This window comes from Butyrivibrio sp. M55, from assembly GCF_900116865.1.
Taxonomy (GTDB): Bacteria; Bacillota; Clostridia; order Lachnospirales; family Lachnospiraceae; genus Butyrivibrio.
The window spans coordinates 40,890-63,883 of sequence record NZ_FPCD01000017.1; the positions used below are offsets into that span (position 1 = coordinate 40,890).

The 22,994-nt window shown below is 47.8% G+C and carries 27 protein-coding genes and 1 pseudogene; 22 read left to right on the forward strand and 6 right to left on the reverse strand.

Annotated elements, in window-relative coordinates:
- Positions 1-41 precede the first annotated feature (41 nt).
- From BM398_RS14345 to BM398_RS17235, 6 genes are all read right to left on the reverse strand, one after another.
- On the reverse strand, positions 42-2,036 hold the full coding sequence (locus BM398_RS14345) for a DNA polymerase (RefSeq protein ID WP_092338552.1): 1,995 nt from the start codon (positions 2,034-2,036) through the stop codon (positions 42-44).
- 60 nt (positions 2,037-2,096) lie between these two features.
- The gene (locus BM398_RS14350; protein ID WP_092338553.1) at positions 2,097-2,312 is read right to left on the reverse strand and encodes a hypothetical protein; all 216 of its coding nucleotides are present in this window, start codon (positions 2,310-2,312) and stop codon (positions 2,097-2,099) included.
- Positions 2,313-2,386: 74 nt separating this feature from the next.
- Positions 2,387-2,956 carry a DUF2815 family protein gene (locus BM398_RS14355; RefSeq protein ID WP_092338555.1) on the reverse strand — a complete coding sequence of 190 codons (570 nt, stop codon included), beginning with the start codon at positions 2,954-2,956 and terminating at the stop codon, positions 2,387-2,389.
- Positions 2,957-2,969: 13 nt separating this feature from the next.
- Positions 2,970-4,094, reverse strand: a complete 1,125-nt coding sequence (locus tag BM398_RS14360; RefSeq protein ID WP_092338557.1) for a DUF2800 domain-containing protein — start codon at positions 4,092-4,094, stop codon at positions 2,970-2,972.
- The gene (locus BM398_RS14365) at positions 4,087-4,452 is read right to left on the reverse strand and encodes a hypothetical protein (protein ID WP_092338559.1); all 366 of its coding nucleotides are present in this window, start codon (positions 4,450-4,452) and stop codon (positions 4,087-4,089) included. Before BM398_RS14365 ends, BM398_RS14360 begins: the two co-directional genes overlap by 8 nt.
- Positions 4,436-4,597: a hypothetical protein gene (locus BM398_RS17235; protein WP_175531966.1), complete on the reverse strand. Its 162-nt coding sequence runs from the start codon at positions 4,595-4,597 to the stop codon at positions 4,436-4,438. The genes BM398_RS14365 and BM398_RS17235 overlap by 17 nt, the downstream gene beginning before the upstream one ends.
- A gap of 267 nt (positions 4,598-4,864) precedes the next feature.
- Between BM398_RS17235 and BM398_RS14370 the strand changes: the two genes are divergently transcribed.
- The 22 genes and pseudogenes from BM398_RS14370 to BM398_RS14470 form a co-directional block, all read left to right on the forward strand.
- Positions 4,865-7,144: a phage/plasmid primase, P4 family gene (locus BM398_RS14370; protein WP_092338561.1), complete on the forward strand. Its 2,280-nt coding sequence runs from the start codon at positions 4,865-4,867 to the stop codon at positions 7,142-7,144.
- Positions 7,145-7,335: 191 nt separating this feature from the next.
- Positions 7,336-7,617 (forward strand): VRR-NUC domain-containing protein, encoded by a 282-nt coding sequence (locus BM398_RS14375; protein WP_092338563.1) that lies wholly within the window; start codon positions 7,336-7,338, stop codon positions 7,615-7,617.
- Complete coding sequence (locus BM398_RS14380; RefSeq protein WP_092338565.1) at positions 7,598-8,971, forward strand: DEAD/DEAH box helicase; 1,374 nt, start codon at positions 7,598-7,600, stop codon at positions 8,969-8,971. Before BM398_RS14375 ends, BM398_RS14380 begins: the two co-directional genes overlap by 20 nt.
- Complete coding sequence (locus BM398_RS14385) at positions 8,961-9,200, forward strand: hypothetical protein (RefSeq protein ID WP_242949824.1); 240 nt, start codon at positions 8,961-8,963, stop codon at positions 9,198-9,200. The genes BM398_RS14380 and BM398_RS14385 overlap by 11 nt, the downstream gene beginning before the upstream one ends.
- 49 nt (positions 9,201-9,249) lie before the next feature.
- Positions 9,250-9,669: a hypothetical protein gene (locus BM398_RS14390; protein WP_092338567.1), complete on the forward strand. Its 420-nt coding sequence runs from the start codon at positions 9,250-9,252 to the stop codon at positions 9,667-9,669.
- Positions 9,670-9,798: 129 nt separating this feature from the next.
- Positions 9,799-10,158 (forward strand): HNH endonuclease, encoded by a 360-nt coding sequence (locus BM398_RS14395; protein WP_092338569.1) that lies wholly within the window; start codon positions 9,799-9,801, stop codon positions 10,156-10,158.
- Positions 10,159-10,297: 139 nt separating this feature from the next.
- The gene (locus tag BM398_RS14400; RefSeq protein ID WP_330390593.1) at positions 10,298-10,813 is read left to right on the forward strand and encodes a phage terminase small subunit P27 family; all 516 of its coding nucleotides are present in this window, start codon (positions 10,298-10,300) and stop codon (positions 10,811-10,813) included.
- Positions 10,813-12,441, forward strand: coding sequence for a terminase large subunit (locus BM398_RS14405; RefSeq protein WP_207648080.1), 1,629 nt, complete (start codon positions 10,813-10,815; stop codon positions 12,439-12,441). The genes BM398_RS14400 and BM398_RS14405 overlap by 1 nt, the downstream gene beginning before the upstream one ends.
- A gap of 86 nt (positions 12,442-12,527) precedes the next feature.
- A complete protein-coding gene (locus tag BM398_RS14410) occupies positions 12,528-13,844 on the forward strand; it encodes a phage portal protein (protein ID WP_092338571.1) in 1,317 nt (438 codons plus the stop codon).
- A complete protein-coding gene (locus BM398_RS14415; RefSeq protein ID WP_092338573.1) occupies positions 13,841-14,629 on the forward strand; it encodes a head maturation protease, ClpP-related in 789 nt (262 codons plus the stop codon). Before BM398_RS14410 ends, BM398_RS14415 begins: the two co-directional genes overlap by 4 nt.
- A gap of 14 nt (positions 14,630-14,643) precedes the next feature.
- Positions 14,644-15,822 (forward strand): phage major capsid protein, encoded by a 1,179-nt coding sequence (locus BM398_RS14420; RefSeq protein ID WP_175531967.1) that lies wholly within the window; start codon positions 14,644-14,646, stop codon positions 15,820-15,822.
- Between the two features lie 57 nt (positions 15,823-15,879).
- The gene (locus tag BM398_RS17570; protein ID WP_207648081.1) at positions 15,880-16,515 is read left to right on the forward strand and encodes a hypothetical protein; all 636 of its coding nucleotides are present in this window, start codon (positions 15,880-15,882) and stop codon (positions 16,513-16,515) included.
- Positions 16,516-16,566: 51 nt separating this feature from the next.
- Positions 16,567-16,842, forward strand: coding sequence for a head-tail connector protein (locus BM398_RS14430; RefSeq protein ID WP_092338577.1), 276 nt, complete (start codon positions 16,567-16,569; stop codon positions 16,840-16,842).
- Positions 16,842-17,183 carry a phage head closure protein gene (locus tag BM398_RS14435; protein ID WP_092338579.1) on the forward strand — a complete coding sequence of 114 codons (342 nt, stop codon included), beginning with the start codon at positions 16,842-16,844 and terminating at the stop codon, positions 17,181-17,183. Before BM398_RS14430 ends, BM398_RS14435 begins: the two co-directional genes overlap by 1 nt.
- 2 nt (positions 17,184-17,185) lie before the next feature.
- Complete coding sequence (locus tag BM398_RS14440; RefSeq protein ID WP_092338581.1) at positions 17,186-17,566, forward strand: HK97 gp10 family phage protein; 381 nt, start codon at positions 17,186-17,188, stop codon at positions 17,564-17,566.
- Positions 17,563-17,880, forward strand: a complete 318-nt coding sequence (locus tag BM398_RS14445; RefSeq protein ID WP_092338583.1) for a hypothetical protein — start codon at positions 17,563-17,565, stop codon at positions 17,878-17,880. The genes BM398_RS14440 and BM398_RS14445 overlap by 4 nt, the downstream gene beginning before the upstream one ends.
- A 123-nt stretch (positions 17,881-18,003) precedes the next feature.
- Positions 18,004-18,558, forward strand: a pseudogene (locus BM398_RS14450) (major tail protein); the annotation flags it as partial.
- Positions 18,550-18,849 carry a cadherin-like beta sandwich domain-containing protein gene (locus BM398_RS17630; RefSeq protein ID WP_242949825.1) on the forward strand — a complete coding sequence of 100 codons (300 nt, stop codon included), beginning with the start codon at positions 18,550-18,552 and terminating at the stop codon, positions 18,847-18,849. The pseudogene BM398_RS14450 and the gene BM398_RS17630, both read left to right, overlap by 9 nt.
- A gap of 72 nt (positions 18,850-18,921) precedes the next feature.
- A complete protein-coding gene (locus tag BM398_RS14455) occupies positions 18,922-19,299 on the forward strand; it encodes a hypothetical protein (protein ID WP_092338588.1) in 378 nt (125 codons plus the stop codon).
- Positions 19,300-19,487: 188 nt separating this feature from the next.
- Positions 19,488-22,322: a phage tail tape measure protein gene (locus BM398_RS14460; protein WP_092338590.1), complete on the forward strand. Its 2,835-nt coding sequence runs from the start codon at positions 19,488-19,490 to the stop codon at positions 22,320-22,322.
- 1 nt (position 22,323) lies between these two features.
- On the forward strand, positions 22,324-22,686 hold the full coding sequence (locus BM398_RS14465; protein ID WP_092338592.1) for a hypothetical protein: 363 nt from the start codon (positions 22,324-22,326) through the stop codon (positions 22,684-22,686).
- A gap of 89 nt (positions 22,687-22,775) precedes the next feature.
- Positions 22,776-22,994 (forward strand): metal-sensing transcriptional repressor (locus BM398_RS14470; RefSeq protein WP_092338487.1); only part of this gene is annotated, 219 nt, incomplete at its 3' end.

The window sequence follows — 22,994 nt, forward strand, 5'->3', positions numbered from 1 at the left end:
AAGCGGCCTCCGGCGATAATCCGGGAGCCGCTATTTTGATGTCAGTCTTTTTTATAGAAACTTGTCTCATATCCATCTGCTCTAAGCAGGATGTCCGGCATCCACGCGGGGGATCGGCTCATCTGTTCGCAGACAGATTTCAGATCAACACGGGGATCGCATTCGATGATCAGTTCATCATGGACATGTCCGACGATGAAGCAGTGCCGGAGAGTTTTCATGGCGTTGCAGAGGATGTCCCTGCTGACAGCCTGCACGATATTCTCAACGAATTTCGGACCGTAGGACTCGATGCGTTCCCATTTCTTTGTGGATCCAACACCTTCATAAGTTACAGATTCGCCGCCGAACTGATTCTCACCAATACGGGGCTTCACATAGGAGAGCAGGCGACCGGATGGAAGCTTGATGAAAAGCATACCGCTCTTGTAAAAGAACTTGATGCCACGAACTTCAGTCTGGATGCGCTGCGTGATGGTGGTCTTGACTGCACGGTCGATGTCCCACCAGAAAGCGGTGATCATTGGGTTGGAGTTCCGCCAGGAGTTGACCAGCGGCTGCAGTTCTTCTTCGGTCAGTCCCATTTCCAAGGCTCCCATTGACTTCAGAGCACCAACGCTGCCGCCGTATCCGAGAGCCAATTCTGCGATCTTACCTTTCTGACGGAGGTGACCGTTGATCCCGTGCTTTTCGACCGGTACGCCGAACATCTGGCTGGCAGAGGCACAATAGATATCTTTGCCTTCCGCAAATACTTTGGAACGCCAAGTCTCACCGGCAAGGTAGGCCAGCACTCTGGCTTCGATAGCGGAGAAGTCGCTGACAATGAACTTGTATCCGGAACGGGGCACGAAGGCTGTACGGATCAGCTGCGACAGAGTGTCTGGGATATCATCATAGAGAAGCTGCAGGGTATCATAATCACCGGCTTTCACAATGGCTCTGGCTTCTGTTAGATCCGGCATATGGTTCTGCGGAAGGTTCTGCAACTGTATCAACCTGCCAGCCCAGCGGCCGGAACGATTGGCTCCGTAGAATTGGAACATACCGTGAGCTCTGCCGTCTTTGCAGACAGCATTCTGCATTGCCTGATATTTCTTTACGGAAGATTTGGCAAGCTGCAGGTGGAGCTTTAGGGCTTCGGTGATGTTACCGTTGGTGTTACCGTCAGAGGATTTGACAAAGCCTGCGACTTCTTTTTTGCCGAGGGAATCCATCTCTATGCCGTTATCTGACAGCCATTCCTTCATCTGCACAACGCTGTTGGGATTATCAAGACCGGTAAGGTTCTGCATCTGTAGCATAAGTGTCGACTTGGACTTTTCATCAAAGGCAATAGCGTTCTCAACTACAGTCATATCAAGCATAATGCCTCTGTCATTGATCTCTTGATCAAGATGATATTCGTCCCAGATCTGTTCAGGTACCGGGAATTTGGCAAGGCGTTTCTGAATCGACATTTCTACTTCCACATCGCGTTGGTTATATTTCTTGAAGAGTTCCCATTTTTCCGAATCATGTTCTGGAAGGTTTCGTGTGCGACCACCATTTGCTTTCGTAGGTTTACATGGAGAGCAGAAGTAGCGGATCAGGTCTTTGCCTTCTTTTAGTTTCTGATCATGGAGTTTTAGGACAGCTCCGACACCTTCCAGTGAAAGCGGCAGCCCCATGTAAGCTGACCAGATCATTGAGCATTTCCACGATGCGGGGTTGAGATATTTACCTGCAGGATCTTCCGGGATACTGTAGCCGGTGAAGTATTCCGGGCGATGCCTCTTTAACCAGTTAGAGAGACATATTCTCTCGAAAGCTGCATTGAAAGCCCATTTGGTTACGTTCTCATCAGATAATGCTGCAAGGATCTCATCCGGAATGGTATCTCCGCAGGCAAGGTCATAGACCGTGACTGGGGATCCGTCAACAGAGACTCCGAAGAGCAGTATCTCAAAATTCTCAGACTCAGCGTACTTGTATGCTCCACATTTGGAGATATCAATGTCGCTGTAAGTCTCTAAGTCGATTGACATTTCTCTCATCATTGTCATCCTTTCTATGAAAAGAGAAGCGGCAGTTTATGCCTGCCGCCTCCCGTGAACTTATCGCTTGTCTTCAAAGAGCTTCTGATAACGCAGTTCAGATTCCTTGTAATCAAGCTCATCTTTTTTCTTCTTGCGTTCGTATTCTTCCTTTTCCTGCTGTTTGATCTGGAGCATGAAACGGATTCCGTAGATCAGTCCAATCAGGAAGGTAAGGATAAGAGCGCAGCTGAAAATGTTACCGATTAAAGTTATAACGTTATTTGCAAATTCCATGACATTTACCTCATTCTTTCTTTAGATTGTCGCAGGCAGCGGCGGTATTGCCGCCACCCGCATTGGTTGTCAGGTTAATCGAGGAAATCATCCTCATCGTCTGCTGTTGCAAAGTCATCTTCTGCTCTGGACTTGCCTCCGAGAGGTTCACCATCGCGGATCTTCTGAAGGTTATTCAGACCGCAGGCGATACCCTTGTTGCCGTTGCTGTTGAAGGCGTACAGGTTGATGCTGGCTCTGCCGTAAACGCCGGAGTAGACTTCGGAGCGTTCAAGGATCGGCTGTCTGTCCGCATCCACGATGCCGGGAGCCGTAGCGCTGTTTGCATTGATGAAGTAGGCGTTCTTGTAAGCCTCATCATCCGGTCTCTCCAGATCGCCGTCACGGAGAGGTGTCTTGATAGCAGAAAGAGCAGGAACAGACTTTCCGTTGCCCTTCAGCTTACTTTGACCTTCCTCATAGGCTGCCTGGATGGCTGCCTTGATCTTTGCGACCGTAGCGGTATCAGACTTCGGAATGATAAGAGATACGCTGTACTTAGGAGCACCACCATTGATGCTCTTGGGATCCCACACATTTGCGTAGGACCATCTGGTGTTCACGCCTGTGATCACCTTTGTAGGAATAGATACGTTCTTTGCCATGATTTTTTCCTCCTTATTCTTCGTCATTAAAATCATCTTTGGCTGTGTTAATGGCCGGTCGCTTGTCGGATTCCGGCACAAGTGTTGGTTTGCCCTGTGGCTTTGTGATCAAACCGGACAGGAGTTCATTGAACTTCTTCTTGCCCAGAAGTGAAGTCATTGCGGTAATTCCCAGAAGCTTCTTTTCATAAGGATCGAAGCCGGCTGCTTCTACAGTTGAAGCGACTGCGCTTTCATCTGAATACTTGCGGTTTGATTTGCCCTCAACTACTTTGAAGCCGGGATATTCTGTGCCGCTCAGTGCCTGCTGTAAGGCGTATTCTTTGATGTCATTTGCCCAGGCTACCAGATCGTCGATCCGGGGAAGGATAGCAGCAATTTCTGTTTCATCCAGGTCTGGTGGCATTTCAAAGTCATATTGTGCAAGCTCCAGATTGTGCTCGGCACGCTTGCGGCAGGTTGCTTTAGCCTTGCAGAACTGGCAATGGTCTCCGGCATGGAATTCACCTTCACCGTTATAGGCCAGGACTGCTGTAGGTTTTAAGATATCCTCCGCCCATTTCATCAGATCGTCTCTGCTGATTTCATAGGTGCTGATGTTGTCTCTTCTGGGCTGGAAGATTGTCATACGAATGGTCTCAATGTTGTAAAGGCATTCGTATGTGTCCAAAGCGCCTAAGGCGTAGCACATCATCTGTGGATTCTCTTCGGCGTCTACCAGGATACCGAGACCATATTTGAAATCGATGATATGTAGCACATCATCTGCAATGATCACGCAGTCGCCGGTGCCGAAGCCTTCAGGTACCCATTTTGAGAAGTCCAGCTTTTCCTCAATCAGGATCAGCGGATCGGAGCAATGTGTTTTTGCTTCTTCGATCTGTTCTGCAACGTAGGCGGCGTACTGATCTGTGCAGTCGTCCATCTCCGTATCAAACCAAGTCAGGTTTTCCGTAGGATCCTTAGGATTTCTTCCCATAAGTTTTTCTACTTTGTATTCACAAAGGGCATGTGCATCGGTCCCTTGCTGGGCGTAAGGACTGCCGCTGTCATTGATACCGGCACACAGCTTTGCACTGGGCGGGCAGGCAAGCCATCTGTGACTTGCGGAGGCGGAAAGGTATGCATGCTTAGGCATCGGTCAAACCTTCCACCTCGGTGACAAGTGCCGCGTAGTCTTTCGGATCTACATCAGTAAGGCTGCCTCCGTTGCCATACTTTTGAACAATCGTCTTGACATCTGCTTTGAAGCGGCCGTCTGCTTCGTTGGCTTTCTTTGCCAGGATGCCTCTGACTTCTTCCTTGGAATACTGCTTTTCGGCAGTTGCTTCCGAAGGAGAGGATTCCTGTTTCTTTGCTTTCTTTTCAGGCTTTACCGGAGTTTCTTCAGTGGATTCTGAATAGAATTCCTTCAAGGCTCTGCCGGTTTCAGCTAAGCTTTCTCCACATTTGATCAGACTGTCGATCATGGCAGAGAGTTCACTCATCTTGCTCATTTTCTTTACCTCCGTTTTCTGTATTCTGTTTTCTTAGATTGGCTGCCAGTCGCTTTGCTACGACGCTGATGGCAATCAGGGTGTCAATCAGATCTTCATCGATAGCTTCATCCGGCTGGCCGTTTACAGTAGATTCTTTCTGCATCTGCAGCACCTCACTTTCCGAATGGCTTTGTGCCTTTCTATCTTCCTAAGCGGGTTTGGAATTGTTTTTTCCGGTCGAAGTGAAGATTTTTTGAAAATATTTTTAGAATGACGCCGGTTTGGGATCGCATATAAAAGGAAGCGATTCTGCATGGCGTTATTTTTTTTTACATAAAAATTTGCTGCTGACCGGAAAAACGGAGGTATAGGGCGCTTAGGAAGTTAGGAGGATTTCATATCCTTACTTTTTAAGAAAAGAGGTTTAAGTATGCAGATAACCATTTTTACAGCAGCTTGCACAGGCAAAGCCAGTAACTGCAGCTATCCGAACCGGAAGGTGGTGACCACACCGGAGGAAATGAAGGAAGCAGTCAGATTCGACCATGTTTGTGCTGAGTACAAAGGGAACTATCGAAGCATCGGGAACTTCACCAGGTCTGATGTGGTGGTGATGGACATTGATAATGATCACACTGAGGAGCCGAAGGAATGGATCACACCTGAGAAGCTTGATGAGATGCTGCCGGATATTTCTTATGTAATTGCATTCAGTCGGAACCATATGAAGGTAAAAGACGGTAAAGCGGCAAGACCAAAGTTCCATGTGTATTTTCAGATTGCTGAGACGACGGATGTAGGCTGGTACGCAGCGATTAAGAGAGGGATTAAGAAGTGTTTTGAATTCTTCGATGGAAATGCGCTGGATGCGGCAAGATTTATATTCGGGGCTGATGTTGAAGAGCCGATCTGGCATGAAGGATGGATGACAATCGATGAAGAAATTGAACCGGTGTATGAGGACGAGTCAGAAGAGAAGGAAGAGACTGCTGAATCCGGAGTAATCGTGCAGGGCAGCCGTAACAATACCATGAGCAGGTTTGCTTCCAGAATATTAAAGAGATATGGAGATACGGAAAAGGCACATGTGGTCTTTATGGAGCACGCACAGAAGTGTGATCCACCGCTCCCGGAAGCAGAATTGAAAACAATCTGGAACAGTGCAGAAAAATTCTTCAATAAGAAGATCTCATCATCTGATGGATACGTTCCGCCGGATCAGTATAATGCAGATTTTAATGACGCATCTCTTAAGCCGGAAGACTATTCAGATATCGGAGAAGCTAAGGTCCTGGTTCAGGAATATGGAAGTGAGTTGAGGTTTTCAGCAGCTACGGATTATTTGAGATATGACGGAGAACGTTGGGTGGAGGATGTGCAGCTTGCAATCGGTGCAATCGAAGAATTCCTTGATCTTCAGCTTGCAGATGCCCAGCAGGAAAAAGAAGTTGCAGAGAAAGCACTTGTTGATGCCGGGATACCGGAAGCGATAGTAAAAAGCGGATCAAAGGCAGTGGCAAAGGAAGTTGCGCCGGATCAGATGCCGCTATTATATGCGCTTATCTCTGCAGAAACCTATCTGAAGTTTGTGCTTAAACGTCGTGATTATAAATACATCGTTTCTACCGGAAATGCATCTAAGCCGATGATCGGGATTGACGTGAATGATCTGGATAAGAATGAGTTTCTTATTAACACACCGTATGCCACCTATGACCTTAGAAAAGGTTTGACCGGTGAGCAGCCGCATAATCCTGAAGATCTGATCACGAAGATTACGACCTGTGCACCGGGATCCGGTGACGGACAGTTGTGGCTGGATGCCTTGGAACTGTTTTTCTGCGGTGACAAAGAGCTGATCAAGTATGTGCAACTGGTAGTGGGAATGGCTGCAATCGGGAAGGTCTATCAGGAGCATATGATCATTGCCTATGGTGGCGGCGCCAATGGTAAATCGACTTTCTGGAACACGATCTTTCGGGTCCTGGGAGATTACGCCGGGAAGCTGTCTGCGGAAGCGTTGACTATGAATTGTAAGAGAAATATCAAACCTGAGATGGCAGAACTGAAAGGCCGCAGACTCATCATATCTTCTGAGATGGAAGAAGGAATGCGCTTAAACACGGCTACCGTCAAACAGCTTTGCTCTACGGATGAGATTCAGGCAGAGAAGAAGTACAAGGCTCCGTTTCATTTTGTACCTTCACACACTCTGGTGCTGTACACGAATCATTTGCCGAAGGTCGGTGCCAATGATGACGGTATATGGAGAAGACTGATTGTGATCCCCTTCAATGCAAAGATTATTGGTGATAACGACATTAAGAATTATGCGGATTATCTCTTTGATCATGCCGGTTCCTTCATTATGAGCTGGATCATCGAAGGTGCGAAAAAGGCGTATGACATGGATTTCAAGGTACCGTTACCAAAGGTCGTGGTAGATGCGATTGAAGCATACCGCGAGGATAACGACTGGCTGGGGCATTTCCTGGCAGATTGCTGTGACATTGATAAGGCAGCTTCGGAGAAGTCTGGGGAACTGTATCAGGCATACAGGGCATACTGCATGCAGAATGGTGAGTTTACCAGAAGCACGACAGATTTTTACAGTTCAATCGAGAAGTCGGGCTTTCCCAAGAAGAAGGTCAAGACGGGATCATTCGTATACGGTTTGAAGTTAAAACAGGGACAGGATTTTCTGGAGTGACAGTCGGTGACAGTCAGACCGTAAACCTTTTCAGGGTTGCTGTCTTTTAGAAAGCCTTATTTAAGCTGTGGTGACAGTCGGTGACACTCATATCGGAAAAGTCCCTATAGAGTGTTTTCAAAACTGTTCTAAAGGGAGTTTTTGGATAGACCATCACCGACCGTCACCTTTGGCAAAATGCGGAGGTCAACATGCGCGAAAGAGAAATAGAGCAGAAGCTTGTTTCCGAGGTTAAACGCCGTGGTGGGATATGTCCGAAATGGGTGTCCCCTGGATTTGACGGGATGCCGGACAGATTAGTTTTCTTGCCGGGCAGGCATTTCGGAATGGTGGAAGTAAAGGCACCTGGAGAAAAGCCAAGGGCCTTGCAAGCTTCAAGGCATAGATTATTGAAAAAATTAGGTTTCCCCACATACATTCTTGATGGGGTAGAGCAAATCGGAGGAATTTTAGATGAAATACAATCCACATGATTATCAGAGATATGCGATCAATTTTATAAAGGAACATCCTATAGCAGCGATTCTTTTAGATATGGGTATGGGCAAGACCAGTATCGTATTGGCGGCTCTCAATGAGCTGATGTTTGACAGCTTTGAGGTAACAAAGGTTCTGATCATTGCACCGCTTCGAGTGGCAAAGCATACCTGGTCCGGAGAGATTCAAAAATGGGATCAGCTGAGAGGTCTTCGCTATTCCATAGCAGTTGGAACGGCAGCAGAAAGGGTAAAGGCACTTCAAACAGAGGCTGATATTTATATTATCAACAGGGAGAATGTTCCCTGGCTGATTGAAAAGAGCGGATTACCTTTTGATTTCGATATGGTAGTGATAGATGAGCTGTCATCCTTTAAGAACTGGCAGGCAAAGAGATTCAAAGCATTGATGCAGGTAAGACCTAAGGTAAAAAGAATTGTCGGTTTGACGGGAACGCCTTCCAGTAATGGCCTGATGGATCTGTTTGCGGAGTATAAAATTCTTGATCTAGGGAAAAGGCTTGGCCGGTTTATCAGTCAATACAGAGCAGAGTTTTTTGTGCCGGATCAGGTGAATGGTCCGATTGTTTACAGCTACAGGCTCCGAAAGGGTGCAGATAAAAGGATCTATGAAAAAATCTCAGACATCACAATATCTATGAAAGGTACCGATCATCTGCAGATGCCGGAGCTGATCAATTCAGAATATCCGGTCTATCTAGATGAAGATGAACGCAAGAAGTATGAGGCAATGGCCAGTGACTTGGTGATCAATCTTCCGGGAGGCGAAGTGACAGCTGCAAACGCTGCAACTCTTTCAGGGAAGCTTACACAGATGGCAAATGGTGCTGTCTATTCTGATGCAGGTGGCATTGAATTTATTCATGATAAGAAGCTGGATGCGTTGGAGGATATCATCGAGGCTGCAAATGGTAAAAGCATTCTTGTGGCTTACTGGTACAAGCATGATCTGTCAAGGATCATTGAGAGGCTGGATGCTTTGGGCGTTATTTACGGAAAGCTGGATTCAGATCAAAGCATTGAGGACTGGAATGCAGGAAGGTTAGAAGTTGGTTTGATACATCCGGCTTCTGCAGGTCATGGGTTAAATCTTCAGAGTGGAGGAAATACCTTGGTATGGTTCGGGATGATATGGAGCCTGGAGCTGTATCAGCAGACTGTTGCAAGACTTTGGAGACAGGGACAGGAATCCGGAACGGTCGTGGTGCAGCATATTATTACGGCAGATTCCATTGATGAAAGAATTATGAAGGCACTACTTCATAAAGGAGATACACAGGCCAGACTGATCGATGCCGTAAAAGCAGAGGTAAGTGCCTATGGCAAGTAACGGAATGGATCCACACGAAGCGCTTGCCAATGCGATCATCCTGCAGGCTGTTAAGGATTACCGAATGGCACTTAAGAGAGTGAAGAAAAATCCAAGGAATAAAGAGGCCATCAGTGAAGCACTGACATTAGAGAAGTTCTTTCGTTCTTCGTGGTATTCAACATTGACATCCGTGGACGGAGAATTCCTGATCCAAAAGCTACAGGAAGAAATAAGACAATCATGGTAAATCAGAGTCAATCCGAGGGAAAACAAATCTTTTCTATCGGAGGTAGATTATGAACCAGAAACAGTTAGCAGTTAAAAGGAATCTTATGAGAGCATACCGTATCGACCAGCATATCAGCAGTAAGCTTGATCAGATTGCTTCCCTTCATGATCTGGCTACAAGAGCAGGAAGCAATATATCCGATATGCCAAAGAGTCCGAATAAGAACATCCACAGGCTGGAAGATATCATTGTGAAGATACTTGATCTTGAAACGGAATTAAATGCCGAGGTCGATCAACTACTGGATGTGAAAAAAGAAATCATGGGATACATCAGCCAGGTCAAAGACCGTGAAGGACAGATTGTTCTGGAGCGAAGGTATCTATGCTTTGACAGGTGGGAGGATATAGCCGGAGAGTTTGGATATTCTGTAAGGCACATATATCGTATCCATGATGAAGCAATCAAAAATATCAGGATTCCATAAAGTTGGCAGTTGATGTCATAGAATGTCACATTGTTCTTATGATATTGTTATACTGACGAAAGTGGAAAATGATACGAGCCCGGAGGGAGAGATCCTTGCCGGGCTTTTATATTGAAAGAGGTGAGGGTAATGCCGAGAAAACCGGATGTGCCCTGCAAGCATCCCGGCTGTGCAAGGCTTGTACCATATAATCAGATGTATTGTGATGAGCATAAGCCATTACATTCACATGACAGAGAGTACGCCTGCGAGCGTGGGTACGGTCGTGCATGGCAACGGGAGCGAAAGAAATATCTTCAGCTGCATCCGATATGCGTGAGATGTTATGAGGAAGGAAAGATTGTGCCGGCTACGGTCGTGGATCATATCGTTCCACATCGCGGAGACATGAAGCTGTTCTGGGACCGTGAGAACTGGCAGTCACTATGTAAGCATCATCACGATGTGAAGACAAAGACTGAGGATCGTGATGTGGAGTACAGGTTCTGATTTTTCGTGGTCGGGGTAGGGGGAGTGAAATCTCTGGGAGCCTTAGCTACGGAAACCGACGCCCCCTCTTCTGTGCAAAATCGCGAAATGGAGTACGGGGGGTCAGGAATACAAAATTTTGAAGGAAGGAGGGATCCCGATGGCAGGAAGAAAACCGAAGCCGACTGCTCTTAAGGAGCTGGAAGGCAATCCGGGGAAGAGAAAAATGAATACGAAGGAGCCGGTGCCTGATAAGGGAATGCCCGCCTGTCCGAAATGGCTTTTGCCGGAGGCAAAGAAAGAGTGGGAGCGACTGGCCAAGCTGATGAATCAGATGGGAGTGCTCACGCAAGTGGACATGGCGGCGTTTGCTGCATACTGTCAGTCCTATGCCAGATGGAAGGAAGCCCAGGAACATATCGACAAGGAAGGTTCAACCTTTGAGACCGATAAAGGATATCAGCAGCAGACACCTTGGGTTGGCATAGCAAATACCAATCAGAAGCTGATGCTTCAGGCGGCTGCCGAGTTTGGACTTACGCCTTCTTCAAGGAGCAGGATCATTGCCGGTTCCGGAAAAGGAAAAGAGTCAGAAGATGAGATGGAGGAGCTGCTTGGGGCACCTGAGCGTCCGTACGGAGCCTCCAGTGGAGGGTCCGGGAGGTGTGATAGCTGATGGCAAAGGAAACAAGGCCAAAGGGTTATCCAAAGCTAAGGAACTATAAGCCTTCAAAGTTTATGCTTCCGAATTCTCATTATGATAAGGCGAAGGCAGACAGAGCAGTGAAGTTTATTGAGAACCTGTGTCATACCAAAGGAAAGTGGGCAGGAAAGAGGTTCTGGTTGCTTCCATGGCAGGAACAGCTGATCCGGGATATCTTTGGGATTGTTAAACCGGATGGTAACAGACAGTTTCGAACAGCATTTGTGGAAATTTGCAAAAAAGTCGGGAAGAGCGAATTGGCAGCAGCCGTCGCTCTTTATCTTTTGTATGCGGACAATGAGCCTTCTGCTGAAGTGTACGGCGCAGCTGCGGATCGCCAGCAGGCTTCTATCGTTTTCGATGTGGCAAAACAAATGGTGGAGATGTCACCGGCATTGATGAAAAGGTCAAAGCTGATGGCAGCGACAAAGAGAATTGTCAATTACGGAAATGCAGGATTTTATCAGGTGCTTTCTGCAGAGGTCGGAAATAAGCATGGATTTTCAGTCTCAGGCCTGGTGTTTGATGAAATTCACACGCAGCCGAACAGGCAGTTATACGATGTTTTGACCAAGGGATCATCAGATGCAAGACAGAATCCTTTGCATTTCATCATCACGACTGCAGGCACGGACAGACATTCTATCGCATATGAGCTGCATACGAAGGCAGTGGATATCTTAGAAGGCAGGCGATCGGACCCGACTTTTTATCCGGTGGTCTATGGGCTTAAGGATGATGAGGACTGGGAGGATGAAGCAAACTGGTATAAGGTAAATCCTTCTCTTGGATATACCGTTGATGTCGAGAGACTGAGAGATGCATATAGGGAAGCAAAGCAGAATCCGGCTGATGAGATAACCTTCAAATGGTTACGCTGCAACATGTGGGTTTCATCCACGGTTGCATGGATCCCGGATCAGATCTATATGCGTGGAAATGAAAAAATAGATATGGATGCCCTTGAAGGCCGTGACTGTTACGCAGGACTGGACTTATCCAGTACCGGTGACATCACGGCTTTTGTGTTGATGTTCCCACCGCGGGATGAGGATGAGAAGTATATCGTACTTCCTTATTTCTGGGTACCGGAAGAGACGATACCACAGAGGGTAAAGGCGGCTTCGGTTCCTTATGATGTCTGGGAGAGACAAGGTTTCATCCAGGCAACGGAAGGGAATGTGATCCATTATGACTTCATCGAGCATTTCATCGAAGAGCTTGGAAAGAAGTATCACATTTTGGAAATCGCATTTGACCGCTGGGGTGCTGTGCAGATGGTGCAGGATCTGGAAGGAATGGGCTTTACGGTGGTTCCTTTCGGTCAGGGCTTTAAGGATATGAGCCCGCCTTCCAAGGAGTTTTACAAGATCCTTATGGAAGGCAAGATGATACACGGAGGAAATCCGGTTCTCAGATGGATGGCTGGAAATGTGGTCATTGATACGGATCCGGCTGGCAACATTAAAGTGACGAAGGCGAAGTCCAAGGAAAAGATAGACGGAATTGTAGCGGCGATCATGGCTTTAGACCGGTGCATCCGTCACGAAGGCGAGAAGCAGGGAAGTGTTTATGATGAGCGAGGCCTCATCGTTTTCTGATGGAGGGTTTTGAATGCTGATCATATGTTTAATCGGATTATTGGTGATCTCCGAGGGAATCAACCAGGGAATAGGAGCGTGGGAGTATGGGAATACTGAGCGGAATATTTAGGAGCAGGGATAAACCTGTGGACAGAACGGCAGGCAGTTCGTTTGCTTTCTATTTGGGAAGCAGCACAAGCGGCAAATACGTGACCGAGAGATCTGCGATGCAGATGACGGCGGTGTACAGCTGCGTGAGGATCCTGTCGGAGGCGATTGCAGGCCTGCCGCTACAATTTTACAGATATACCGATGATGGCGGTAAGGAAAAAGCGGTGGATCATCCGCTTTATTTTTTGCTCCATGATGAGCCGAATCCGGAGATGACTTCCTTTGTGTTCAGGGAGACATTGATGACGCATCTGCTCTTGTGGGGCAATGCCTACAGTCAGATCATCCGAAATGGAAAAGGTGAAGTGGTGGCTTTATACCCTTTGATGCCTGACCGAATGAAGGTGGACAGGGATGATAAGGGAAAGCTTTACTACGAATACACGCTGACTTCCGATGATGCCAAGACCATGAAGGGAAGTACCGTAAGACTTCAGCCTTATGATGTGCTTCACATTCCGGGGCTTGGATTTGACGGACTTGTAGGCTATTCGCCTATCGCTATGGCGAAGAATGCGATAGGTATGGCGATTGCCTGCGAAGAGTATGGAGCCAAGTTCTTTGCAAACGGAGCGGCGCCTTCGGGTGTGCTGGAGCATCCGGGTACCATAAAGGATCCTTCCAAAGTGAGGGAGAGCTGGCAGGCGACCTTCGGAGGTTCCGGCAATGCCAATAAGGTGGCTGTTTTGGAGGAAGGCATGAAGTACACGCCGATCTCCATCAGTCCGGAGCAGGCTCAGTTTTTGGAGACAAGGAAGTTTCAGATCGATGAGATCGCAAGGATCTTCCGTATCCCGCCGCATATGGTGGGTGATCTGGATAAATCGAGCTTTTCCAATATAGAGCAGCAGTCGTTGGAGTTTGTTAAATACACACTGGACCCGTGGGTCTGCAGATGGGAACAGGCTATGGTGAGGGCTTTGCTTACTGCGGATGAAAAGAAGAAGTTCTTCTTTAAGTTCAACGTGGACGGATTGCTTAGAGGCGACTACGAAAGCCGTATGAATGGCTATGCAACGGCACGTCAGAACGGCTGGATGTCAGCCAATGATATCCGTGAGCTGGAAAATATGGACAGGATCTCTGAGGAAGATGGCGGTGACCTTTATCTTGTGAACGGAAATATGCTTCCGCTCTCTATGTCGGGAGCTTACGCAGAGACACAGGTGGAGGAACAGCAGTCAGGCGATGATCCCGATAAGCAGAAAAGCAGAAGTCCGGATTCGGACAGAAGGGAGCGTAAACGATGAAGAAGTTTTGGAACTGGCGTGATCGAAGGATCAGAGACCAGGCAACAAATGAAGAAGTGACAGAGAGGGTGCTTTTCCTTAATGGCACGATAGCGGAAGAAAGCTGGTTTGACGACGATGTCACACCGGCTCTTTTTAAACAGGAGCTGGAAAGCGGCAGCGGAAATATTACGGTCTGGATCAACAGTCCTGGCGGTGACTGCGTGGCGGCTGCGCAGATCTACAACATGCTTATGGATTACAAGGGCGATGTGACTGTCAAGATCGATGGCATTGCGGCCAGTGCTGCAAGCGTGATCGCAATGGCAGGTACGAAGGTGCTTATGAGTCCGGTCAGTATGCTGATGATCCATAATCCGGCGACGATCGCCTTTGGCGACAAGGCTGAGATGCAGAAAGCGATCCATATGCTGGCAGAAGTAAAAGAAAGCATTATGAACGCCTATGAGATCAAGACCGGTCTTAATCGGGCAAAGCTTTCAAGCATGATGGATGCCGAGACCTGGATGAATGCGCATAAGGCGGTGGAGCTTGGCTTTGCGGACGGGATCCTTGAAAGGGAAGAGACTGAAGCAGAGGAAATCGAGGCTCCGGAGGTTTCGGCTATGTATTCCAAGGCGGCGGTGACCAATTCCCTTATGGAAAGGATTGCTGCAAAGTGCAGGATCCAGAAGACGGATGAGAGTTGCACCGGTGCAACAGATGTAACTGAAGACAGTGTTGGTAATGGGCGTTCCGCTGATGAAGTCAGGGAGCGCTTGAATTTTATCAGGAAATTCATTTAATGGAGGGTTGAATTATGACTATCAATGAATTGATTCAGAAGAGAGCAAAGGTTTGGGAGACTGCGAAGAACTTCGTGGATACCCATGAGAACGAAAACGGCATTTTGTCTGCAGAGGACAGTGCCACTTACGGTCGTATGGAGCAGGAGATCGAGGATCTTACCGCTGCCATCGACAGACAGCAGAGAGCGGATGCAAGGGAGCAGGAGCTTAATAAGGCTATGAACCAGCCTTTGACCGGAAGACCTTCCCAGAAGGTTGAGGAAAAGACCGGTCGTGCATCCAATGCCTATAAGGAAGACTTCGGGGCACATCTTCGTGGCAAGAGACTTGTTCACAACGTGCTTTCCGAGGGCGTCCAGGCAGACGGCGGATATCTTGTTCCGGAAGAGTTTGAGCGTCAGATCGTGACCGGTCTTGATGAGGCCAATGTGGTGAGAAGCCTTGCAAAGGTTATCACTACCAGTGCTGAGAGAAAGATCCCTGTTGCGGCTACTCATTCGGCTGCTCAGTGGACTGCAGAGAATGGGGCTTACACCGAGAGTGATCCTACTTTCGATCAGAAGACCATCGACGCATTTAAGCTTACTGACCTTGTGAAGGTTTCCATCGAGCTTTTACAGGATTCTGCGTTTGATCTCGAAGGTTATATTGCAGGAGAGTTTGCAAGAGCCTTTGGTATTGCAGAGGAAGAGGCATTCTGCGTAGGTAACGGAACAAATCAGCCTACCGGTATCTTTACCGCAAATGGTGGACAGCTTGGTGTGACTGCGGCAAATCAGACTTCAATCGCTGCAGATGAGCTTATCAGCCTTGTGTATGCGTTGAAGAGTCCTTATCGCAGAAATGCGAAGTTCCTTATGAATGATGCGACTATTGCGGCTATTCGTAAGCTTAAGGACGGCAACGGGGTTTATCTCTGGCAGCCTTCTCTTCAGGCAGGTGAGCCTGACAAGCTTCTGGGCTACGATCTTTATACGAGCCCTTATGTTCCTCAGGCAGCTGCAGGCGCATATACTGTGGCGTTTGGTGACTTCAAGAATTATTGGATTGCTGATCGTTCCGGAAGAACGGTACAGAGACTCAATGAGCTCTACAGCACCAACGGTCAGGTCGGATTTGTCGCTACTGAGAGAGTTGACGGCAAGGTGATCCTTCCTGAAGGCATCAAGCTTCTTAAGATGAAGGCGTAAGGATAAGAGTTAGAGGGGGTCACTTTTTGTGACTCCCTTAATTTAAGGAGGTGCGAAATGAGCGAGTATAACGCAAAGAATTATACAGAGCAGGGCGGTGAAGTCACTCATATCGGAGGAAAGATTGTGTATGACAATGGACTGATGCCGAATATGAGTACAGCCGATGTGACCAGCGATACAGTGGCAAAGGTCAGAACCAGCCTGAACGCCCTGATCACAAAACTTAAGAATGCAGGTCTTATGGTGGCCGATGCTTTCACGATGCAGTATGCAGCTGTGACGGACAGTGTTTCCGGACATGCAGACCGTACTTACAACACAGGAAAGATTTCCAGTGTATCCGTGGACAATGAGGATCATATCATCACGATTACTTTATCCGATAAGGTCAAGAATCTTAAGGATTTTGATGGCGGCAATGGATGGGGAGTTCATAAGTGGCTTGGAATCGGTCTTGGTGTTGGTATTTCACCTATAACGGATCTGTATTATAACGGAACAGCCTTATCTTCCGCTGATGTATCTGAGGCTACAGCCTGTGATCTGTCGGCAGGGTATTTTGTTCGATGGGTTGCGGCTGATCTGGTACTTGCAGGTGATAATACGCAGAAGTCCGTGGACAACTTCACTTTGTGGGCTGATGGCTATGCAGAAACAGTTTATAAGCTTGTGATCGTGGAGCCGGAATAAGAATTGTAGGCGGTGGAGAAATCTACCGCCATAGTTTTAGGAGGTGAGCAGATGGCTGTAACGGTAGGAGAAATGAAAAATTATCTGAGGGTTGATTTCACGGATGATGACACGCTGTTAGAGCAGATGATCGCTTCCGCTGAAAAGACCTGCAAGGATATTTTGAGGGTGGATGAGACAAGTTCACTCTATGAGGTGGAGAACGGAAAGCTGGCGGTTATGTTTACGGTGGCTTATCTGTTTGAACACAGAGAGGAAGCTGACCATCATGCGTTGATGCTGACCTTAAGGGCGTTGCTCTTTGGGAGTAGGGAGGCGATGTTCTGATGGTTACGGCTTTGCTGAATGAAAAGGTGACATTTCAGAAGAATACGGCGGTGACAGATGCGATCGGTAATCATACCAATGACTGGCAGGATTATTATTCGTGTTTTGCGACGATCGGAGGGGAAGGCTCTGCCGGATCCAAGGAGAAGGCAGTGGCAGGAACCACGGTTGAGGATGCGGATATGACGGTTACGGTTCGTTACTGTGAGCAGGCGGCACAGATCAATTCTCTGGAATACAGGATCATCTTTCATGAGGAGATCTACAACATTGTTTCGGTAGATCATATGAATTTTAAGAAGAGGTGTCTTAAGTTTGCCTGCAAGAAAGTGAGGCGGTAAGTATGGCGACAGAGCATTGCAGAATCGACCAGATGGCCAATGTCATTATGGAGGGTCTGCTGGAATATGCGGACCTGGCAACAGATGAGATGAAGGCTGCTGTGAAGAAGGCCGGAGATACCGCAAAGAAGGATGTGCAGGCAGGGGCACCGGTGGATACAGGCAGATATAAGAAAAGCTGGGCGGTCAAAAAGACAAAGGAAAATGCCAATACCTTAGAGGTGACGGTTCATTCTAAGAACAGATACCAGATCGCACATTTACTGGAATTCGGTCACGCCAAAAGAGGCGGTGGCCGGGTTCGTGCTTTTCCACATATCGCGCCTGCAGAGGCGGCAGCGGCTGAGTTGCTGGAAAGAGAAGTGGAGGCGGCTTTGAAATGAGGTTAGAAGAATTATCAGCGATCATCAGTGAGATGGAGATCGTATTTGCTTATGACCATTTCGCTGAGGGCGAAGCACCGAACCCGCCCTTTATCTGTTATCTGCTTCCGGGAAGCGACAATTTCGCTGCGGACGGGAAGGCGTATTACAAGATCAATGAAGTGAGGATCGAGTTGTACACCGATAAGAAGGAACCTGATGTGGAAGAACAGGTAGAGGCGGTGCTGGATGAGCACGGGATTTTTTACAACAAAACTGAGGTATGGATTGAGAGCGAAAAGCTCTATGAAGTCCTTTATATTTTTGAGATCTGACGATCTCAAAACTGCCTCCGGCGGATGGCAGGGATGCGCAGATGAATTGTCAGCAGTGCTGACGCGCATCCCGCCCAATCTTGCCGAGGCAAGATTGATTAAAAAAAATGGAGGGAATGAACGATGTCGAAGAATAAGGTTAAGTTCAATCTTAAGAATGCGCATTATGCAATGCTTTCCATAGCTGCAGATGGAACGGTGAGCTATGGAACGCCGGTGGCATTGCCCGGTGCGGTTTCGATTTCTCTGGATGCCAATGGTGAGCCGGAGAATTTCTATGCGGATGGCGTGGCTTATTACGTCATCAATAACAATATGGGCTATGACGGGGATCTGGAACTTGCAATCATTCCGGAGTCTTTTCGTGTGGATGCCTTAAACGAGACTCTGGATGACAATAACGTGCTGGTGGAGAATGCCAATACGGAGCTGAATTCCTTTGCGCTCTTGTTTGAGTTTGACGGAGATGTGCGTCACATCCGACATGTGCTTTACAACTGTTCGGCTTCGAGACCCGGTATTGAAGGTCAGACCAATGAAGAGAGCAGACAGGTACAGACTGAGACTTTGACTATTAAGGCTACACCTCTTGCAAGCGGTGTAGTTAAAGCAAAGACAGGGGATACCACAGATTCTACTACCTATAACAACTGGTATAACGCAGTGTATATGCCTGCTGATGTTTCGGGAGCAGATGTTACGCTTTCGGCTCTCAGCATCGGGGCACTTACTCTTACTCCTGCTTTTGATTCTGCTACCACAAGCTATGCAGTGACTACATCGAATGCAACAAATACGGTTTCTGCAACGGCTACAGATCCGGATGCGGGTGTGGTGATCACGGTGAACGGTGATTCCGTTACCGATGGTTCCAGCGTGACCTGGGAAGATGGAACGAATGCAGTGGTTGTGACCGTAAGCAACGGCGGTTCCAATAAGACCTATACGGTTACTGTGACCAAGGAATAATACTATGTCCGGTGGGGCTTGGGGAGAAATCCCTGAGGCCTGCTGTGATATTTACGGAAGGAGATTTTTGCCATGAGTATGGTTCAGAAGATTGAAATCGACGGAAAGCAGGTGCCTTTCAGAGCATCGGCAGCAATTCCGAGAATATACAGAATGAAGTTCCAGAGAGATATCTATAAGGATCTGGCAACCTTGGAGAAGGCGATCGGCGATAATTCAGAGGAAGTCAGCAATCTGGATATGTTCTCTTTGGAGATGTTTGAAAATATCGCTTACATTATGGCGAAGCATGCAGATCCGAACATTCCGGATACGCCGGAAGAGTGGCTGGATGAGTTCAATACCTTCAGTATCTATCAGGTACTTCCGAAGATCATTGAGCTTTGGGGCTTGAATGTAAAAAGTGAGTCTGACGCTAAAAAAAACTTCGCCCAACTGACAGGGAGATGAACACGCCGCTGTTCCTGTTAAGGTGTGTGCAGCTTGGGATCTCTATCCGGGATCTTGATCTGCTTTCCATAGGAATGGTGAATGATATGTTCATCGAAAATCAGAATGATGAAGCCAAGGATGCTTATTCAACTTTGGCTACGCAAAAGGACTTTGATGTCTTTTAATTTCGGGAAAGGAGGCGCGGTATGGCGGCCAGTAGAATAAAAGGTATCACTATTGAAATCGGCGGCGATACCACCAAACTCCAAACAGCCCTAAAGGGTGTCAATACTGAGATCAGGAATACACAGCAGCAGCTTAAGGATGTGGAGAAGCTTCTTAAGCTGGATCCGGGAAATACGGAACTGCTTGCGCAGAAGCAGAAGCTTCTGAAGGATGCGGTTCAGGAAACAAAGGAGAAGCTGGAAACCTTAAAGACCGCAGCTGAGCAGGCGAATACGGCTCTGGCTAACGGAGATATTTCGCAGAGCCAGTACGATGCACTTCAAAGGGAGATCATTGAGACCGAGAAGGAACTGGAAAGACTGGAACAGCAGGCTAACCAGTCGGCTACGGCTCTTCAGAAGATAGCGGCAGATGGCGAAAAACTGAAAACGATGGGCGATAATGTCAGTGCGGTGGGACAGAAGTTCCTGCCGGTGACAGCAGGCGTTACGGCTCTTGGTACAGCGGCGGTGAAAACTGCCGCTGATTTTGACTCTGCCATGAGTAAGGTGGCAGCGGTTTCCGGTGCGACAGGGGAAGAATTCGATAAGCTGAAAGCGAAAGCCCGTGAGATGGGAAGTAAGACAAAGTTCTCTGCTTCCGAGGCGGCTGAAGCCATGAATTATATGGCGATGGCAGGCTGGAAGACCGAGGATATGCTGGGCGGCATCGAGGGTGTTATGAACCTTGCGGCAGCTTCGGGAGAAGACCTTGCGACTACATCCGATATCGTGACGGATGCTTTGACGGCATTTGGCCTGTCGGCTTCGGAGTCGGGGCATTTTGCAGATGTACTTGCAGCTGCTTCGAGCAATGCGAATACCAATGTCAGCATGATGGGTGAGACCTTTAAGTATTGTGCTCCTATCGCAGGATCCTTGGGATTTTCCGTGGAGGATACGGCTGAGGCAATCGGTCTTATGGCAAATGCCGGTATCAAGAGTACGCAGGCAGGTACAGCCTTAAGAACCATCATGACCAATCTGTCCGGGGATGTAAAGATCTGCGGAGAGAGCATCGGGGAGGTATCCATTGCAACAACCAATGCCGACGGTTCCATGAGGGATCTGTCGGACATTCTGGCTGACTGCAGAATGGCTTTTTCGGGCTTGTCCGAATCTGAGAAGGCTGCAGCGGCTGAATCTTTGGTTGGTAAGAATGCGATGTCAGGTTTTCTGGCACTTATGAATGCAGGGGAAGCGGATATCAATAAATTATCCGGAGCCATTGCAAACTGTGACGGCACTGCGGCAGGTATGGCTGATACCATGCAGGATAATCTTGCAGGACAGCTGACCATTCTTAAGTCGCAGCTGGAAGAATTGGCGATTTCTTTCGGAGAGCTTTTGATGCCTGCTATACGGCAGATCGTGAGCTGGATCCAGGGCTTTGTTGACAAGCTGAATTCCATGGATGAGGGCACGAGAAAGTTTATCGTGACCATCGCTCTTGTGGCGGCGGCTATCGGTCCGGTGTTGATCATCGTGGGTAAGGTTATGTCGGCAATCGGAACGATCATGACGATCATTCCTAAGCTGGCAGGCGTGATCAATGCGGCAAAGGGTGTCATTGCAGCATTTAATGCCGTGTGTGCGGCTAATCCATATGTGCTTATCATAGCGGCCATCGTGGCTTTGGTGGCTGCCTTTATATATCTTTGGAATAACTGTGAGGAATTCAGGCAGTTCTGGATCGACCTTTGGGAAGGGATCAAGGAGATCGCCATTGCGGTGTGGGAAGCATTGAAGGAATTCTTTGTCGCTGCCTGGGAGTTTATCAAGACAACGGCTGAAACAGTCTGGAATGGAATTAAAAATCTCTTCTCTTCATTATGGGAAGGAATCAAGAACATCTTCCAGACGGTGGTTGATGCGATAAAGCTGATCATCACGACTTATTTCAATATTTATAAGACCATCATCACAACAGTTCTTACAGCGATACAGACGGTATTTACAACGATCTGGAATGCCATTAAGACTGTGGTGACTACAGTGGTTACGGCGATCAGCACCTTCCTGACTACAGCCTGGACGGCTATCCAGACCACAGCGATAACAATTTGGAATGCGATTTCCAGCTTTTTCACGAATATCTGGAATGCCATTAAGACGGCAATCACTACGGCGGTCAATGCGATCAAGAATACCGTGACCACGGCTTGGAACAATATCAAGAATAAGGTGGTTTCTGTCGGCAATGCGATCAAGTCGGCGGTGACTACGGTTTGGAATAACGTGACTTCTGCGGTGAAGAACGCCATGAGTAATGTGTTCAACGCCGTTAAGAATGGCTTTTCCAATGTAAAGAACCACATCACAGGGCTTGCATCTCAGGCTTTCAACTGGGGCAAGGATCTGATCATGGGTATCGTAAACGGTATCAAGTCCTGCATCGGAGCTGTTGGCGATGCGGTTTCGTCTGTTGCTGAGAAGATTAAGAGTTTTCTTCACTTCTCGGTGCCGGATGAAGGTCCTCTTACGGATTATGAGAGCTGGATGCCGGACTTTATGAAGGGCTTGGCTAACGGCATTGATAAGAGTAAGAAGCTAGTGGCTGATGCAGTAGATGGCGTGGCTGCGGATATGATCATCAATCCGAAGGTGGCAGCTCCTGAGATGGCTATGGCAGGGGGAAGTTCTGTAAGTTCTTCAGATCTGTCTTCGCTTATGGGGGCTATCAAGGATGCGGTGAGCGGAATGGTTTCCGGGCAGACGGGAGATATCGTGATTCCTGTTTATCTGGGAGGAACGATGCTTGATGAGGTGATCGTCAATGCTCAGCAGAGAATGAATTTAAGAAGTGGAGGCAGGTAAGATGGCTCATTTGCAGTATCTTGTTTTTAATAATGAGAATATCCCAATGCCTGCCTCTTATTCTGTGGGTTTATCGGATGTGGAGGCAGACAGCGGCGGTGTGACGGAAGCAGGAACCACACAGAGGGATGTTGTCCGTGAAGGTGTGGTTCAGATCGGCGTGACTTTCCGGGTGTCGAAGCGGTGGCTGAATAAGTTTTCGGCTTACAAGAAGCTGGCAAGCATTACGGTGGGATATCTGGACATGGAGACCATGAATATCGTGGACACGCAGATGTACATTGATGGGTATCAGGTGAAGCTGGTCAGTGATACAAGCTATGGGAGCTTGTGGGAGGTGAGTTTTACGCTGAAGGAGTTCTAAGTAGAGTCTCATTAATCATGATAATCATTGACAAAACAGGGGTAAATCAGCTACAATACTTATACCCCTAACGGTATGGAGGCGATTTCATGAAAAAGTGTATGGATTCCGACAATCTGCATCGAAGGCTGGCAAAAATCATGGGGCAGATCAAGGCGATAGACCGTATGATCGATGAGGATGTTCCCTGTGAAGATATACTATCGCAGATCAGTGCGGCAAAGTCTGCACTAAACAAGGCAGGTCAGGTTGTTCTTGAAGGACATATCAATCACTGTATCAAAGATGCAGTTGAAGAAGGCGATGAG